General features: G+C 62.8%; 13 protein-coding genes, 1 tRNA gene and 2 pseudogenes. 3 read left to right on the forward strand and 13 right to left on the reverse strand.

The features are described from left to right. The first annotated feature begins 14 nt into the window (after positions 1 to 14). Complete coding sequence (locus P3R82_RS15970) at positions 15 to 1,547, forward strand: acyl-CoA carboxylase subunit beta (protein ID WP_283194541.1); 1,533 nt, start codon at positions 15 to 17, stop codon at positions 1,545 to 1,547. Positions 1,548 to 1,672: 125 nt separating this feature from the next. After that, positions 1,673 to 2,065 (forward strand): DoxX family protein, encoded by a 393-nt coding sequence (locus tag P3R82_RS15975; protein ID WP_283194542.1) that lies wholly within the window; start codon positions 1,673 to 1,675, stop codon positions 2,063 to 2,065. Positions 2,066 to 2,200: 135 nt separating this feature from the next. Here the strand turns inward: P3R82_RS15975 and fghA are convergent, their stop codons facing one another. The 11 genes and pseudogenes from fghA to P3R82_RS16030 form a co-directional block, all read right to left on the reverse strand. After that, positions 2,201 to 3,034, reverse strand: a complete 834-nt coding sequence (fghA, locus tag P3R82_RS15980) for an S-formylglutathione hydrolase (RefSeq protein ID WP_283194543.1) — start codon at positions 3,032 to 3,034, stop codon at positions 2,201 to 2,203. A gap of 1 nt (position 3,035) precedes the next feature. Further along, positions 3,036 to 3,503, reverse strand: coding sequence for a YaiI/YqxD family protein (locus P3R82_RS15985; RefSeq protein WP_183902094.1), 468 nt, complete (start codon positions 3,501 to 3,503; stop codon positions 3,036 to 3,038). Positions 3,504 to 3,830: 327 nt separating this feature from the next. Beyond that, positions 3,831 to 4,088, reverse strand: coding sequence for a type II toxin-antitoxin system ParD family antitoxin (locus P3R82_RS15990; protein ID WP_183902092.1), 258 nt, complete (start codon positions 4,086 to 4,088; stop codon positions 3,831 to 3,833). Positions 4,089 to 4,223: 135 nt separating this feature from the next. Further along, positions 4,224 to 4,802: an S-(hydroxymethyl)glutathione synthase gene (gene gfa / locus P3R82_RS15995; protein ID WP_283194544.1), complete on the reverse strand. Its 579-nt coding sequence runs from the start codon at positions 4,800 to 4,802 to the stop codon at positions 4,224 to 4,226. A 218-nt stretch (positions 4,803 to 5,020) separates the two neighbouring features. Then, on the reverse strand, positions 5,021 to 5,479 hold the full coding sequence (locus tag P3R82_RS16000; protein ID WP_283194545.1) for a GNAT family N-acetyltransferase: 459 nt from the start codon (positions 5,477 to 5,479) through the stop codon (positions 5,021 to 5,023). Then, the gene (locus P3R82_RS16005; RefSeq protein WP_283194546.1) at positions 5,476 to 6,603 is read right to left on the reverse strand and encodes an S-(hydroxymethyl)glutathione dehydrogenase/class III alcohol dehydrogenase; all 1,128 of its coding nucleotides are present in this window, start codon (positions 6,601 to 6,603) and stop codon (positions 5,476 to 5,478) included. Before P3R82_RS16005 ends, P3R82_RS16000 begins: the two co-directional genes overlap by 4 nt. 134 nt (positions 6,604 to 6,737) lie before the next feature. Next, positions 6,738 to 8,006, reverse strand: a complete 1,269-nt coding sequence (locus P3R82_RS16010; RefSeq protein ID WP_283194547.1) for a hypothetical protein — start codon at positions 8,004 to 8,006, stop codon at positions 6,738 to 6,740. Between the two features lie 100 nt (positions 8,007 to 8,106). Continuing rightward, positions 8,107 to 10,116, reverse strand: a complete 2,010-nt coding sequence (locus P3R82_RS16015) for an acetyl/propionyl/methylcrotonyl-CoA carboxylase subunit alpha (protein ID WP_283194548.1) — start codon at positions 10,114 to 10,116, stop codon at positions 8,107 to 8,109. 94 nt (positions 10,117 to 10,210) lie between these two features. Beyond that, on the reverse strand, positions 10,211 to 10,909 hold the full coding sequence (locus tag P3R82_RS16020; protein ID WP_283194549.1) for a hypothetical protein: 699 nt from the start codon (positions 10,907 to 10,909) through the stop codon (positions 10,211 to 10,213). A gap of 96 nt (positions 10,910 to 11,005) precedes the next feature. Next, positions 11,006 to 11,933: pseudogene (locus P3R82_RS16025) on the reverse strand (DMT family transporter). A gap of 133 nt (positions 11,934 to 12,066) precedes the next feature. Further along, positions 12,067 to 12,151: transfer RNA gene (locus P3R82_RS16030), tRNA-Leu, on the reverse strand. A gap of 178 nt (positions 12,152 to 12,329) precedes the next feature. On the opposite strand from P3R82_RS16030, the pseudogene lipB reads away from it, so the two are divergent. Next, positions 12,330 to 13,049 (forward strand): annotated as a pseudogene (gene lipB / locus P3R82_RS16035) (lipoyl(octanoyl) transferase LipB). A gap of 69 nt (positions 13,050 to 13,118) precedes the next feature. Here the strand turns inward: lipB and P3R82_RS16040 are convergent. Together P3R82_RS16040 and P3R82_RS16045 are read right to left on the reverse strand one after the other, a co-directional pair. After that, complete coding sequence (locus P3R82_RS16040) at positions 13,119 to 13,487, reverse strand: hypothetical protein (protein WP_183902081.1); 369 nt, start codon at positions 13,485 to 13,487, stop codon at positions 13,119 to 13,121. Positions 13,488 to 13,754: 267 nt separating this feature from the next. Then, positions 13,755 to 14,450 (reverse strand): HAD family hydrolase, encoded by a 696-nt coding sequence (locus P3R82_RS16045; protein ID WP_283194550.1) that lies wholly within the window; start codon positions 14,448 to 14,450, stop codon positions 13,755 to 13,757. Positions 14,451 to 14,552: the final 102 nt, after the last annotated feature.

A 14,552-nucleotide genomic window follows, 5' to 3' on the forward strand; every position in this document is an offset into this window, starting at 1 on the left:
AACGGGAGGTCGCCTTGAAGGAAATTCTCGAAGAGCTCGAACGCCGCCGCGATATCGCCCGCAAGGGTGGCGGGGAGACACGCATCGAGGCGCAGCACAAGCGCGGCAAGCTGACGGCGCGCGAGCGCATCGACCTCATTCTCGACGAGGGCTCCTTCGAGGAGTTCGGCATGTTCGTCGAGCACCGGTCGAACGATTTCGGCATGGAGAAGAGCCGGATCGCCGGCGACGGCGTGGTCACCGGATGGGGTACGGTCAACGGCCGCACCGTCTTCGTCTTCGCCAAGGATTTCACGGTGTTCGGCGGCTCGCTGTCGGAGGCGCATGCCGAGAAGATCATCAAGGTCCAGGACATGGCGCTGAAGAACCGCGCGCCGATCATCGGCATCTACGACGCCGGCGGCGCGCGCATCCAGGAAGGCGTGGCGGCGCTCGGCGGCTATGCCGAGGTGTTCCAGCGCAACGTGCTCGCCTCGGGCGTGATCCCGCAGATCTCCGTCATCATGGGGCCTTGCGCCGGCGGCGACGTCTATTCGCCCGCCATGACCGATTTCATCTTCATGGTGCGCGACACCTCCTACATGTTCGTGACAGGTCCCGATGTGGTCAAGACCGTGACCAACGAGACGGTGACCGCCGAGGAGTTGGGCGGCGCCTCGGTGCACACGACGAAATCCTCGATCGCCGACGGCGCCTATGACAACGATGTCGAGGCGCTCTCGCAGGTGCGCCGGCTGATCGATCTGCTGCCGCAGTCGAACACGTCCGCGGTTCCCGAGATCGAATGTTACCAGTCGGTGACAGATACCGACATGTCGCTGGATACGCTGGTGCCAGCCAATGCCAACAAGCCCTACGACATCAAGGAACTGATCCTGAAGACGGCGGACGAGGGCGATTTCTTCGAGATTCAGGCGAGTTTCGCCAGGAACATCGTCTGCGGCTTCGGCCGGATCGAGGGCTCGACGGTCGGCTTCGTCGCCAACCAGCCGATGGTGCTGGCCGGCGTTCTCGACAGCGATGCCTCACGCAAGGCGGCGCGCTTCGTCCGCTTCTGCGACTGCTTCAACATCCCGATCGTCACCTTCGTGGACGTGCCGGGCTTCCTGCCGGGGACGGCGCAGGAGTATGGCGGGCTGATCAAGCACGGGGCGAAGCTGCTCTTCGCCTATGCCGAAGCGACCGTGCCGAAACTGACCGTGATCACCCGCAAGGCCTTCGGCGGCGCCTACGACGTGATGGCGTCGAAGCATCTGCGCGGCGATCTCAACTATGCGTGGCCTACGGCGCAGATCGCCGTGATGGGCGCCAAGGGCGCGGTCGAGATCATCTTCCGCAAGGACATCGCCGATCCCGAAAAGATCGCCGAACATACCAGAATGTACGAGGAGCGCTTCCTGTCTCCGTTCGTGGCGGCGGAGCGTGGCTATGTCGACGAGGTGATCATGCCGCATTCGACGCGGCGGCGCTTGGCGCGCGGGTTGAAGATGCTGCGCAACAAGGATCTTACCAATCCCTGGAAGAAGCACGACAATATTCCGCTCTAGGGTGATTAAGTCGTGGAAAAACGATGAAAATCAAGTGGATGTGATTGGAGTTGCTGTGAGGGTGGCTTTTTTGTCTTCGAGCGTATCGCTAACGCTCCTCTGTCTTATGACCTAAGGAGAGACTTATGCCCAGTTTCGAACGCCTTAACGCGTACCAGCCCTATGCGCTGGCCGCGCTCCGCATCATCACCGCCTTGCTCTTCATCGAGCACGGCACGATGAAGCTTTTCGCCTTCCCGATCCCCCAGCCGGGTCTCGGCGATTCCCTTCCGCCCATGCTTCTGGCAGCTGCGCTGCTCGAGGTCTTCGGCGGTCTGGCGATCCTCGTCGGATTCCTTACCCGCCCTGTTGCCTTTATCCTGTCGGGCCAGATGGCGGTCGCCTACTTCATGGCGCATGCGCCGAGCGGCTTCTACCCGGCCGAGAACGGCGGCGAAGCAGCAATTCTTTACTGCTTCATCTTCCTGTTCCTGGTGTTCGCGGGCGCCGGCGCCTTTGCGATCGACAAGCGCAGGTAACAAGCGCGAGGTTTGATCGGACGGCGGCGGATCTGTCACGCGGCGCGGTTCGATCAGGCGACATATGGAGGCGCAAACGACGAGCGCATCGACCGATCGGCCCCTTTCGGGGCCGATCGTGTGTCCGGGGACGTCTCAGCCGAGACGTTCGGCATGCCACTTCAGGTGATCGTCCATGAAGGTCGAGATGAAGTAGTAGGAGTGATCGTAGCGCTCGTGCATGCGCAGCGTCAGCTTGATGTCGGTGCCCTCGATCGCCTCTTCGAACAGCCAGGGGCGCAGGCCGTTTTCCAGGAAGCCGTCGGCCTTGCCCTGGTCGATCAGGAATTCGGGGAAGCGGGCGCCATCCCTGACCAGGGCGCAGGCATCGTACTGGCGCCATGCGGCGCGGTCGGCCCCGAGATATTTTTCGAAGGCGGGGGCGGACCAGTTGGCGGTCGAGGGCTCGACGATCGGGGCGAAGGCCGAGCAGCTCTTGAAGCGGCCGGGGTTCCTGAGCGCGATGGTCATGGCGCCGTGGCCGCCCATGGAATGGCCGAAGATGCCCTGGCGATCCATGTCCATGCGGAAGTGCGGGCGGATAAAGGCGGGCAGTTCCTCGGTGATGTAGGTGTACATCTGGTAATTCTCGGCCCAGGGCTTTTCGGTGGCGTCCAGGTAGAAACCGGCGCCCTTGCCCATCTGCCAGTTGGTCAGTTCGTCCGGCACGTCGTTGCCGCGCGGGCTGACATCAGGGCAGACGATGATCAGGCCGAGCTCGGCCGCCATGCGGCGATACTCGCCCTTTTCCATGACGTTGGCGTGGGTGCAGGTGAGGCCGGAGAGATACCACAGCACCGGGCAGGGCTTTTCGATCGCCTGCGGGGGCACGAAGACGGCGAAGGTCATGTCGCACTTCAGCGCATCCGACGTGTGCGTGAAGACGCCCTGCATGCCGCCGAAGGCGGTCGCCTGGGATAGGATGTTCATTCTACTCTCCTGGTGGTGGCGTGACGGCCTTGGCGCGGCGGCACAGCCGATCGAATGTTTCGAGGAATCGGGAGCGGTCCTTCGGGCCGAAGGCGGCGTTGTAGCCCTTGCTTTCGCCGGTCTCGCGCAGATGCGCGCCGAGATCGCGCATGGCGCTCGCCATACCGATATTGGTGTCGTCGAAGACGCGGCCGGTGGGGCCGGTGACGAAGGCGCCCGTCGCGACGCAGCGCACCGCAAGCGGTACGTCGGCGGTGACCACGACGTCGCCCGGGCCCGCATGCTCGGCGATCCAGTTGTCGGCGGCGTCGAAGGCGCTGGAGACTATGACATTGTGCACCATCGGATCGCGCGAGGGGCGCAGGCCGGAGTTGGCGACGAAGGTCACCTCGATGCCGAGGCGTTCGGCGACCTTGAGAACCTCTGGCTTGACCGGGCAGGCGTCTGCGTCAACGTAGATATGGTGCATGGGTGTTTGTCGGTGTCCGTGGTGTCAGTCTTCAAAAAAGCGATGATAGTCTCGCGCGGCATGTAAGAGGCGGAGCAGTTCTATGCCCGATCCGTCGGAAATGGGTTCATAGACCACGATATATTGTCTGAAAGTAAAAAGCCGGAGGTTTGGGAACTTCGGAAAACGGGTTACGCCAAGAAACGGATTGTCGGCAAATATCTGCGGCTCGAGCTTCAAGTCTCAATGCGAAATCGTCCGCGCGAGATTCACTATCCTTGGCAATGAAGTTCCAGGCATCAAGAGCATCCAGAAGGAACAGCCGTCGACGACGTATCGTGCCGCTGCTCATATCTTTCCGGTGCGGAACTTGACGAGGAGATCTTTCATCGGCTCCATCGGCTCCGAAGGGCCACTGGCTAGCCCTTTTTCGATCTCGGCCTCGATTCCGGCAATAAATGCTGCCGCCTGCCGTTCACGTTCTTCGACCAAGCGAAGCCCTGTCGACACAACGTCGTTCGCGCCGTCAAAACGGCCGGTCTCGACTAAACGATCGATGAGATTCTGCTGCTGTTCTGTCAGAGACAAGGCGGATGTTGCGGACATACGTGATCCCTTGGTTTGTCGTTGGAAGCAGTTTATCAAATCGACACAGTCGGCGCTTCCTAAAAATACATGGATTCGCGTACGCAGGCGCTGCGCGCGGTCGGCGCGCAGCAGGTTTCACAGTAAGTACGATCCTCACGCCTCCTTCAGCGTGCCGGCCTTCTTCGCGGCGAAGGTCGCGAGCACATCCATGAGCGTCGGGTTCAGGCAGTCGTAGGGCGCAAGGCCGAGTTCGTTCAACCGACCGCGAACGCCGGCCATGGCCGAGGGCGGGGTGCCGCTCTCGATGATCGAGGAGACGAAGGCGGCGAAGGTCGGTTCGGGCCAGCCAGGCTCCTGGAAGCGTTCCGGATGGACGAAGGACAGTCCCTTGAAGGCGTGGTCGCGCTCGACGGGGCCGTACATGTGGACGCCGCACTCCTTGCAGGCGTGGCGCTGGATCAGCGCGTCCTTGTCGACGACGGCGAGCTTGTCGCCGTTTTCGAGAACGGTGACGTTGTCGGTCGAGGCGACCGCGACCACCGAGAAGGCGGCGCCCTTGGGCTTCCAGCACTTGGTGCAGCCGCAGGCATGGTTGTGCGCGACCGTGCCCTTGACCGCGAGTTTGACCGGGCGGCTGGCGCAGGCGCAGACAAGCGTGCCACCACCGAAATTCGACTGGCCTTTCTTGACCCCGCCATCGAGCGCGGGGTGGATTGATACCTGATATGCCATGCTCAGCTTCTCCTCCTCAGCTGCCGATGGCTCCCAAATCAGGACCGATTTGTGAAAAAGCCGCCGGCCATTTCAAAGTCGTGCCGCATTGCGTGGTGGGTGTGTCTTGGCGCTCCCCGCGCCCTGTTGGGCAGGGTTGGATGTCGGATACAAATCTAACAAACCGGCCTGATGAAAACCAGCGAGATCCGCATGGTGGGATCCGCTGGTCCGGCTCGTCAGGCTCTGACCATGTCGACGTGCGGGATGCCGTCCTCGAGATATTCCTCCGACGTCGTCTCGAAGCCGAAGCCGCCGTAGAAGCGGGCGAGGTGGCTTTGGGCGGAGAGGTAGATCGGCGCTTGCGGATAGCGATTTTCACAGACGGAAATGGCCTCGCGCATGACGGCGTCGCCGAGGCGTTTGCCGCGATGATCAGGCGAGACGACGACGCGGCCGATCTTGGCGGGTGCGTCCTTGTCCGCCGGTGCGAAGATGCGGGCGGCGGCGATCAGATCGCCATCCTGCAGCAGGCGCAGATGCAGGGCGTCCGCGTCCTTGCCGTCGAGTTCGGGATAGGGGCAGTTCTGCTCGACGACGAAGACGTCGACGCGCATTTTCAGCAGAGCGTACAGCTCGACGGCGGAGAGCTCATCGAGCCTCCGCGCATCGACCGTGTAGTTTGGCTGGGTGATCAATAGACCACCACGCCGCGGATCGATTCACCCTTGTGCATGAGGTCGAAGCCCTTGTTGATGTCTTCGAGCGGCATGGTGTGGGTGATCATCGGATCGATCTGGATCTTGCCTTCCATGTACCAGTCGACGATCTTCGGCACGTCGGTGCGGCCACGCGCGCCGCCAAAGGCGGTGCCCATCCAGTTGCGGCCGGTGACCAGCTGGAACGGACGGGTCGAGATTTCCTGGCCGGCGCCGGCGACGCCGATGATGACCGACTTGCCCCAGCCGCGATGCGAGGATTCGAGCGCCTGGCGCATGACCTTGGTGTTGCCGGTGCAGTCGAAGGTGTAGTCGGCGCCGCCGATCAGGTCGCCGTGGCGCTTCGTCATGTTGACCAGATAGGGCACGATGTCGTCGCCGACTTCCTTCGGGTTGACGAAGTGGGTCATGCCGAACTTCTCGCCCCAGGCCTTGCGGTCAGGGTTGATGTCGACGCCGATGATCATGTCGGCGCCGGCGAGGCGCAGGCCCTGAAGGACGTTGAGGCCGATACCGCCGAGGCCGAAGACGATGGCGGTGGAGCCGATCTCGACCTTGGCGGTGTTGATGACGGCGCCGATGCCCGTCGTCACGCCGCAGCCGATGTAGCAGACCTTGTCGAAGGGGGCGTCGGGGTTGATCTTGGCGAGGGCGATCTCGGGCAGAACGGTGAAGTTCGCGAAGGTCGAGCAGCCCATGTAATGGTGGATCTTGTCCTTGCCGATCGAGAAGCGGCTCGTGCCGTCAGGCATGACGCCTTGCCCCTGCGTCGAGCGGATCGAGGTGCAGAGGTTGGTCTTGCGCGAGGTGCAGGAGTAGCATTCGCGGCATTCCGGCGTGTAGAGCGGAATGACGTGGTCGCCCTTCTTCAGCGAGGTGACGCCGGGGCCGACGTCGACGACGATGCCGGCGCCTTCATGGCCGAGGATCGCCGGGAACAGGCCTTCCGGGTCGGCGCCCGAGAGCGTGAAGTCGTCGGTGTGGCAGATGCCCGTGGCCTTCACCTCGATCAGCAACTCGCCGGCCTTGGGGCCTTCGAGCTGCACGGTCATCACTTCGAGTGGTTTTCCTGCCTGTACGGCAACAGCGGCGCGAACGTCCATGGTCGTCTCCAATATGCTGATTTGATCGGGCGGACTTTTGCACGCCTGGGGAGCGGGGCTCAAGGAAAAAGCCTCGCCGCCTGGTAAAATCCTTGTCGGATGAGCGGCTTGCGCCGGTCTTTATACCATCTGCGTCAAAACAGCCGGTCGATCGCGGTGATCACGGCATAGCCGTGCATGGCGATGGCGGCGTAGAGGCCGAAGGAGACGAGCAAGCGTTCGCCGCCGTTCATCTCGTCGAGCTTCTGGCGCGGCTTGAAGGAGCCGCCGCCGATGACGCTGACGAGGGTGAAAATCAGCAGGCCGACGACGAGATAGCGCGCCGGAAGCCCTATCGCCGCGCCGATCGACAGGATGCAGAGCGTGACGAGAAAACTCGCGAGGATCTGCGAACGGTGGGTTCTGAAGATCTGCCGCAACACCTGGCCGCCATCGAAGCGCTGCATCGGCAGAAGGTTGAGCAGATTGAAGGCGCCGAGGATCAGCAGGAACACCAGGATCGGCGGGTCAGCCGCGGCCGGCAGTATGCCGTTTTGCGTGAAGCCGTGGCCAAGGATGAGGATCGGCACCAGGAATGCAGACATGCCCGATCCCATCAGCGCGCAGGTCGCGACCTCGAACAGGGAGCGATAGGGCCGGCTGCCGATGGCGATGCCGCCGAGGAAGGGAATGAAGATCATGCGCGCAGACGTGTGGCCGAACATGCGGTAGGCGGCCATGTGGCCGAGTTCGTGCAGGGCGATCACGACTGTCAGGAAGGTCGAGATCATCAGGCCGCGCGTCGTCAGGCCGATGAAGGGCCAGAGGAGCAGCGTCGACAGGATGGCAAGCGCCACCTGCACCAGCGGGTGCTCGAAATAACCCTGCGGCTCTGACGTGCCGGTCTTCAGCCAGCCGTCCAGCGCCTGCATTTCGCGGCGGAGGGCGACGTAGCGGAAGATCAGGAAGGCGAGGCCGCGATAGCGATCCGTCTGGTCGATTTCCAGAACCGCGCCGCCCGCCACCGGCCTGATGATCCGGCGCTCGCGATAATCCCTCCAGAAGGACGCATCGAGCGTGCTGTCGTCGATGACGGATGATTGAAAACCGTGGGCGTTGGCGGTGATCGCCGCCAGGGGCTCGATCGAAAGCAGCCGGCGAAGGGGAGCGTCGTTTCTGTCGGTATGGCGATAGATCTGTTCGACGATGTTGCCGCCAGCCTCCACCTGCCGGCTCGATATCACCGAATGGTGCCAGCTGGCGTGCGCGCCCATCGGGTTCATGGCGTTCCAGAGCGCTTCCGGCGTGCAGTCGAAGGCGCGGCTGACATGCAGCGTCCTCATCCCCAGGGGCATTCGCATCAGGAGCCACAGCATGCCGAGATTGATGGACAGCAGCAGCAGCGCGGATTGCATGACACTCATCGCTTACTCCATCCGGCAGGCCTCCGGATGGGTTAAATATTAGCGGTCACGCGTTAACAAATGCGGAGCGGATCGCGACGGGGCGGTGTGCCGGAACAGGTCAGGCAAACTCCATGATGACGGCATCGACGGCCAGGCTTTCGCCCGGCCTGGCGTTGATGACGCCGACCACAAGGTCGCGCTCGGCGCGCAGCACGTTTTCCATCTTCATGGCTTCGACGACCGCGAGCGTCTCTCCGGCCTTGACGTCCTGTCCCTCGGTGACCGCGATCGAGACGACCAGACCCGGCATCGGGCAGAGCAGCAGCTTGGACGTATCCGGCGGCAGCTTGACCGGCATCAGACGGTCGAGTTCGGCGTGACGCGGCGTCAGCACCCTGGACTTCACCGACAGGCCCTGCCAATCCAGCCTGAGGCCGTTGAGGATCGGGCGCAGCTGCGCCGTGACCGGCTGCCTGCCGACCTTGCCGCGCCAGACCGGCTCGCCCGGTCTCCAGTCGGTGACGACGCTCAAGGTCTCGCCGGCGACATCCATGTCCATTTCGAAGGGGACGGTCACGAGACCATCGAGCAGGCGGACGTCGATATAATCGTCGCCGAGCCGGACGCTCCAGTGATCGCGCAGCGGATCGGACGCGCCGCGCAGCCGGTCGGCGAAGGTTTCGCGGCGATTGGCTTCGATCAGCGCGGCGGACAACGCGATGGCGGCAAGCGTCGCGCGCTGGCGCTCATCGGGCATCATGGGCGCGAAGCCATCAGGATATTCCTCGGCGATGAAGCCGGTCGACAGCCGGGCCTCGCGCCAGCGGGGGTGTTTCATCAGGGCCGACAGGAACGGGACGTTGTGCTCGATGCCGTCGACCACGAAGCCATCCAGCGCTTCGCCCATGGCCTCGACCGCCTCGGCGCGCGTCGGCGCCCAGGTGCAGAGCTTGGCGATCATCGGATCGTAATACATCGAGATCTCGGCGCCTTCGAAGACGCCGGTGTCGTTGCGCACGACCGCGTTGCCGGCCTTGCCTTCGGATGGCGGCCGGTAGCGGGTCAGGCGGCCGATCGAGGGCAGGAAATTGCGGTAGGGATCCTCGGCGTAGATGCGGCTTTCGACGGCCCAGCCGTTGAGTTCGATGTCCTGCTGCGCGAATGGGAGTTTCTCGCCGGCAGCTATGCGGATCATCTGCTCGACGAGATCGATGCCGGTGACGAGTTCGGTAACAGCGTGTTCGACCTGCAGGCGGGTGTTCATTTCGAGGAAGTAGAAATTGCGATCGCGATCGACGATGAACTCGACGGTGCCGGCGCTCTGGTAGTCCACGGCCCTGGCAAGCGCCACCGACTGCGCGCCCATGGCCGCGCGCGTGGCCTCGTCGACGAAGGGCGAGGGCGCCTCTTCCGCGACCTTCTGGTTTCGGCGCTGGATGGAGCATTCGCGTTCGCCGAGATAGACGACGTTCCCGTGCGCGTCGGCGAGAAGCTGGATCTCGATATGGCGGGGATCGACCACGTATTTCTCGACGAAGACGCGATCATCGCCGAAGGAGCTCTTCGCCTCCGAGCGGGCGCGGTCGAAGCCGTCGCGGACCTCGGCCTCGTTCCAGGCGATGCGCATGCCCTTGCCGCCGCCGCCGGCCGAGGCCTTGATCATCACGGGATAGCCGATCTCGGCGGCGATCGTCTCCGCGTGCTCGGTGTTTTCGATGACGCCGAGATAGCCGGGGACGGTGGAGACATTGGCGGCGCTGGCGAACTTCTTCGATTCGATCTTGTCGCCCATGGCGTTGATCGCCTTGGGCTTCGGGCCGATGAAGACGATGCCTTCCTTCTCCAGAGCTTCGCAGAAGGAGGCGCGCTCGGAGAGGAAGCCGTAGCCGGGGTGGACGGCCTGGGCGCCGGTCGCCTTGCATGCCTCGATGACTTTCTCGGCCACGAGATAGCTCTCGGCGGCGGCGGCCGGGCCGATGTGGACGGCTTCGTCGGCCATCTCGACATGGAGCGCGTCACGATCGGCGTCGGAGTAGACAGCGACGGTCGCTATCCCCATGCGGCGCGCCGTCTTGATGACGCGGCAAGCGATCTCGCCGCGATTGGCGATCAGAATTTTCGTGAACATGAAGACTCCACCCGTGACGTGCGCTTCGAGTCTTAAGCATAAAGACGGGAACGCACAATCACGGAGAAGAGGGCACGGATCGAGCTGTGTTCGATCAGGCGACGGCGGCTTCGCCGCTATCGACGAGCCGGAGCCAGCGGGTGCGCCGTGGCGCCTCGGCGTAATCGACCAGCACGAGCGCCGAGACGATCTGCGACCAGCGCGGATGGTTGGAGGCGGGAAGCGTTTCCTCGCCTATGCGCATCAGCACCGCCCAGGTGAGCGCCTGTACCGTTATGGCACCGCCGTCGCTGAGCGCCCGCAGCACGCGCATGATGTAATCCACATCCTGTCTCGTGATTCCGCGGCGCGCGATGGCGCGGCCGTGATGATAGGCGCCGCGGCTGTCGGACAGCGCCAGGCGCAGCTGGTCTAGCGCGAAGGCGCGCAGCTCGTCGGGGACGTAGGCGGAGATCTCGATGACGTGCAGCACGAGTTCCAGCTCGACGGCCGAATGGACGACGCCGTCGGCGGCGATCATGCGCATCAGCCATGCGACGTTGATTTCGTCGAGAGAGCCTTGTGGGTAGTTATAATGGACGATGAAGGCCGCGAGTTGCTCCACGAAATAGGTGTTCCATTCGGGGCATTTTTCGGGGCAGGAATTGTTCAGGGCCAGCATGACGACAACGTCGTCGGCGCTCCTGACGCCCTCGGGAAAACTGTGTCTGCGCAGAAGATCGATGTCCTCCACGCCAAGTCGATGCTTTCCGGCGATGACACATGCCGGAAAAGCGAGTCGAATTTCGCTCATCTTTTCTCTCCAGGCCTCATCATGAGACCGAAGATTCTTCTAGCGCCAGCGAATTGATGTTCTCTCAATAGGCGGAGTTAACAAGGCGTTTACGGTTCAGGCCTGTTTGGCGGCTCGCGCCTGCACCCGTTCGCGCCAGATGATGAAGAGGCCGGAGGCGACGATGATCATGATTCCCACCCATTTGGAGAAGTTCGGGAAATCGCCGAACAGGGCGTAGCCGAGGACAGTGGCGGAGATGATCTCGAAATACTGGAACGGCGCCAAAAGCGAGAGCGGCGCCATTCGGAAGGCCCTGACGACGATCATGTGCACGTAGCCCGAGAGCGAGCCGAGAATCAGCAGCAGCACGAGGCCGAGAAGGGATGCCGGGAGCGAGACTTCGAAATCGCTGACGCCCAGGCCGTTTCCGACGATCAGCGCGACGGACATGAAGAGCGTGCCGCCGATGCCGGCCATGGTCTGCATCGTGAGCGGCGAGATCGGCGTTGCCGATGGCGCGGTTGAGGAAAAGATAGAGCGAGAACAGGAAGGCGCACAGAACGGGGAGCAGCGCCTTGAGGCCGAAGACTTCATAGCTCGGCTGGATGACGATCATCGCGCCGCCGAAGCCGACCACGATCGCCGTCCAGCGCCGCCAGCCAACCTTGTCGCCGAGAAAGAAGGCCGACAGGGCGGCGAGCATGAAGGGCTCGACGAAATAGATCGCGAAGACGTCGGCGAGCGGCATGTATTTGACGGCGATGAAAAAAAGGAGGCTCGCCGCCCCATGCAGCGCGCCGCGCAGCAGGTTCATCCACGGTCGCTTGGCCCGCAGCGCGTTCCAGCCGAACATGACGAAAAGAATCGGCAGCGTGCAGACGAGCTGGAAAAAGAATCGGTAGAACGTGACCTGGCCGGGCGACATGCCCTCGAATGTCGCCATGTACTTGGCGATGGCGTCCATGGCGGGAAGGACGATCATGGCACCGATCATCAGCGCCATGCCTTGCAGGGGATTGTGCCAGTCGGTCTTATCGGACATCGTCGAGAAATTTCATTGGGCTGGGAGACAGCCGTTATAGACAATAAAATCTCTCATTAAGAGATGCCGTGCGCGACATTTCGCGTCGCCGGGAGCCAGTCGTACTGGCTGGTCTCACTCCTCGGGAGAGAGATGGTGCGGTCGAGAAGACTCGAACTTCCACGGGTTGCCCCACAGCGACCTCAACGCTGCGCGTCTACCAATTCCGCCACGACCGCATCGTGGTAGGTGCCGGTTTGTGCCGGCGACGCAGCATGTAGCAAAAGGTTTTTCGGGACACAAGGGCCATGTGACAGATTTTTTCAAACAAGGTGACAGCGTTTGTAAAGGCGGCAAATCGGAGCCATATAGACGCTCTGAAAAGCCCGCTCTCACAGGCAGTGCGGGTCGCAAGGAATGGCTATGTTACGCACGGATCTCGATTTTTCCATGTTTCCACACGCCGGTTCGCGCCCGGCGCGCTGGCGGATATCCGATGGGCTGGTGCCCTATCAGGAGGCTGTGGATATCATGGAGAAGGAAGTGGCCGATATCGCCGAGGGCGGCGACGAGCTGGTGTGGCTGGTGGAGCACCCGCCGCTCTATACGGCCGGAACCAGCGCCGATGCACGCGATCTGGTGCAGCCCGACCGCTTCCCGGTTCATGCGACTGGTCGTGGCGGAGAGTACACCTATCATGGGCCCGGCCAGCGGGTCGCCTATGTGATGCTCGACCTGAAACGCCGCCGCCAGGATGTCCGCGCCTTCGTGGCGGCACTGGAGGAGGTGATCATCCGTACGCTGGGCGGGATGAACGTGCGCGGCGAGCGTCGCGAGGATCGTGTCGGCGTGTGGGTCTGTCGTCCCGACAGGCTGCCCCTGCCGGATGGAAGCATGGCGGAGGACAAGATCGCCGCTCTCGGCATCCGCCTGCGCAAATGGGTGACGTTTCACGGGCTGTCGCTCAATGTCGAACCCGATCTCGATCATTTCGGGGGGAATCGTTCCCTGCGGGATTTCGGCCTATGGGGTCACCAGCCTCGTCGACCTCGGCCTGCCGGTGACGATGGACGACGTGGACGTGCTGCTGCGCAGAATCGTTCGAGATCGGTCTTCGGCGAGACGGTCAACGGCTGAGCGGGCCGTCAGGCGCCGCCGCTGTCGAGAAGGGCCGGTTGCAAGCCGGCCCTTTCGCTTTTCGCCGGTCTACTTGTCGCCGACGTCGCGGCAGGCATCGGTGTGCGAGGCGCCGCCGTCACCGCCTGCCGTGTGCAGGCCATGGCCTCTCGGCGTGTAGTCGCATGCGGGGAGTGGCTTGATGCTTGCCGTCGCCATCTTGTCGACCGGCGGCGAGGTGCGAACGGGGGCGAAGCCGTCGCTGTCGTTGGTGTAGTCGCTGGAATACTGCGGCGCCTTGTGCTGGGTGTAGTGAACCGGCTTCGGCGGGGCAACCCTGACGGGAGCAAAGCCGTCGCTGTCATTGTTGTAGTCGTTGGAATACATCGGCTGGGCAAGGGCCGCACCGGAAAGTCCGAGGGCAAGCACCGCGGCAGCGGCTGCGAATTGAATGCGCATATCAGATCTCCTCAATCCATCATTGCACACAAAGTGGCGAACATTACCCTCGGCAAGAGCCAGTTCGCGCCTCAATTGAGGCCGGATTGTGAAGCGGATCTGACAGTCGCGAGCACGTTTTTTCACATGAAATCACGGGGTCGCGACTTCGTTTGATCGCTAATTGATCAGGTTCGCGATTCGCTAAACCAGGGAGTGACGCGGCGTCATCGCGGCAATCGTGAGATGATGTTTTCGCTCAAAACAACCCGTTTTGGCCGCGAAATGTTAGCCGGCGTTGCGGACTTCGGCCGCGCCGATCAGGTCTTCCACGAGGTCGGGCGTGAGCTCGCTGAACGCGGCGATGATGTGGGTCGGCCGCAGGCTTTCGATCGGCACGTCGGAATAGCCGAAGGGCACGGCGATCGAGGGGATGCCGGCATTGCGCGCGACGAGGATATCGTTGGCGCTGTCGCCCACCATGATCGTGCGTCGCGGGTCGCCGCCTGCCATTTCGACCGTGCCGAGGAGATGGCCGGCATCGGGCTTGCGGACCGCGAAGGTGTCGCCGCCGGTGATCGCGTCGAAATAATGCGTCAGCTGCAGCCGCTCCAGCAGCGTGCGGGCGAGGCCCTCCAGCTTGTTGGTGCAGACGGCGAGCCTGTACCCCTTGCTCTTCAAATGATCCATCGCATCGATCAGCCCGGGATAGGGCACGGTCGCGCCCGGCATGTTTTCTGTATAATGAGCGATGAAGCGTTCGAGCAGGCCGGGCAGTTGCTCGGGTTCCAGCGAATGCCCCTGCAGCTTGCAGGCCCTCTCGATCATCACCTTGGCGCCATGGCCGACCAGATGCGTCAGGTCGTCATAGGTGACCGGCGCGAGGTCGAGCGCGGCGATCGTGTGATTGAGGCTATCGACGAGGTCGATATGGGTGTCGAGGAGTGTTCCGTCGAGATCGAAGACGACAAGGGCAGGGGTCAATGGAGTTTTCGCCTGTTCAGTGTTGGGATGCATCCGAGTTAAGCGATGAAGGCCGCAAAAGCAACGCTTTGGCCCGGCGAAGCGGGCTTTCGGCATGTGGTT

This window comes from Rhizobium sp. AN80A (genome assembly GCF_030053015.1).
Taxonomy (GTDB): Bacteria; Pseudomonadota; Alphaproteobacteria; order Rhizobiales; family Rhizobiaceae; genus Rhizobium; species Rhizobium metallidurans.

What these genes read in the sequence shown, in the direction of transcription:
- P3R82_RS15975 (WP_283194542.1), top strand. Translation starts at nt 1,673, where the DNA reads ATGCCCAGTTTCGAACGCCTTAACGCGTACCAGCCCTATGCGCTGGCC.
- fghA (WP_283194543.1), bottom strand. Translation starts at nt 3,034, where the DNA reads ATGAACATCCTATCCCAGGCGACCGCCTTCGGCGGCATGCAGGGCGTC.
- P3R82_RS15985 (WP_183902094.1), bottom strand. Translation starts at nt 3,503, where the DNA reads ATGCACCATATCTACGTTGACGCAGACGCCTGCCCGGTCAAGCCAGAG.
- P3R82_RS15990 (WP_183902092.1), bottom strand. Translation starts at nt 4,088, where the DNA reads ATGTCCGCAACATCCGCCTTGTCTCTGACAGAACAGCAGCAGAATCTC.
- gfa (WP_283194544.1), bottom strand. Translation starts at nt 4,802, where the DNA reads ATGGCATATCAGGTATCAATCCACCCCGCGCTCGATGGCGGGGTCAAG.
- P3R82_RS16005 (WP_283194546.1), bottom strand. Translation starts at nt 6,603, where the DNA reads ATGGACGTTCGCGCCGCTGTTGCCGTACAGGCAGGAAAACCACTCGAA.
- P3R82_RS16010 (WP_283194547.1), bottom strand. Translation starts at nt 8,006, where the DNA reads ATGAGTGTCATGCAATCCGCGCTGCTGCTGCTGTCCATCAATCTCGGC.
- P3R82_RS16015 (WP_283194548.1), bottom strand. Translation starts at nt 10,116, where the DNA reads ATGTTCACGAAAATTCTGATCGCCAATCGCGGCGAGATCGCTTGCCGC.
- P3R82_RS16020 (WP_283194549.1), bottom strand. Translation starts at nt 10,909, where the DNA reads ATGAGCGAAATTCGACTCGCTTTTCCGGCATGTGTCATCGCCGGAAAG.
- P3R82_RS16040 (WP_183902081.1), bottom strand. Translation starts at nt 13,487, where the DNA reads ATGCGCATTCAATTCGCAGCCGCTGCCGCGGTGCTTGCCCTCGGACTT.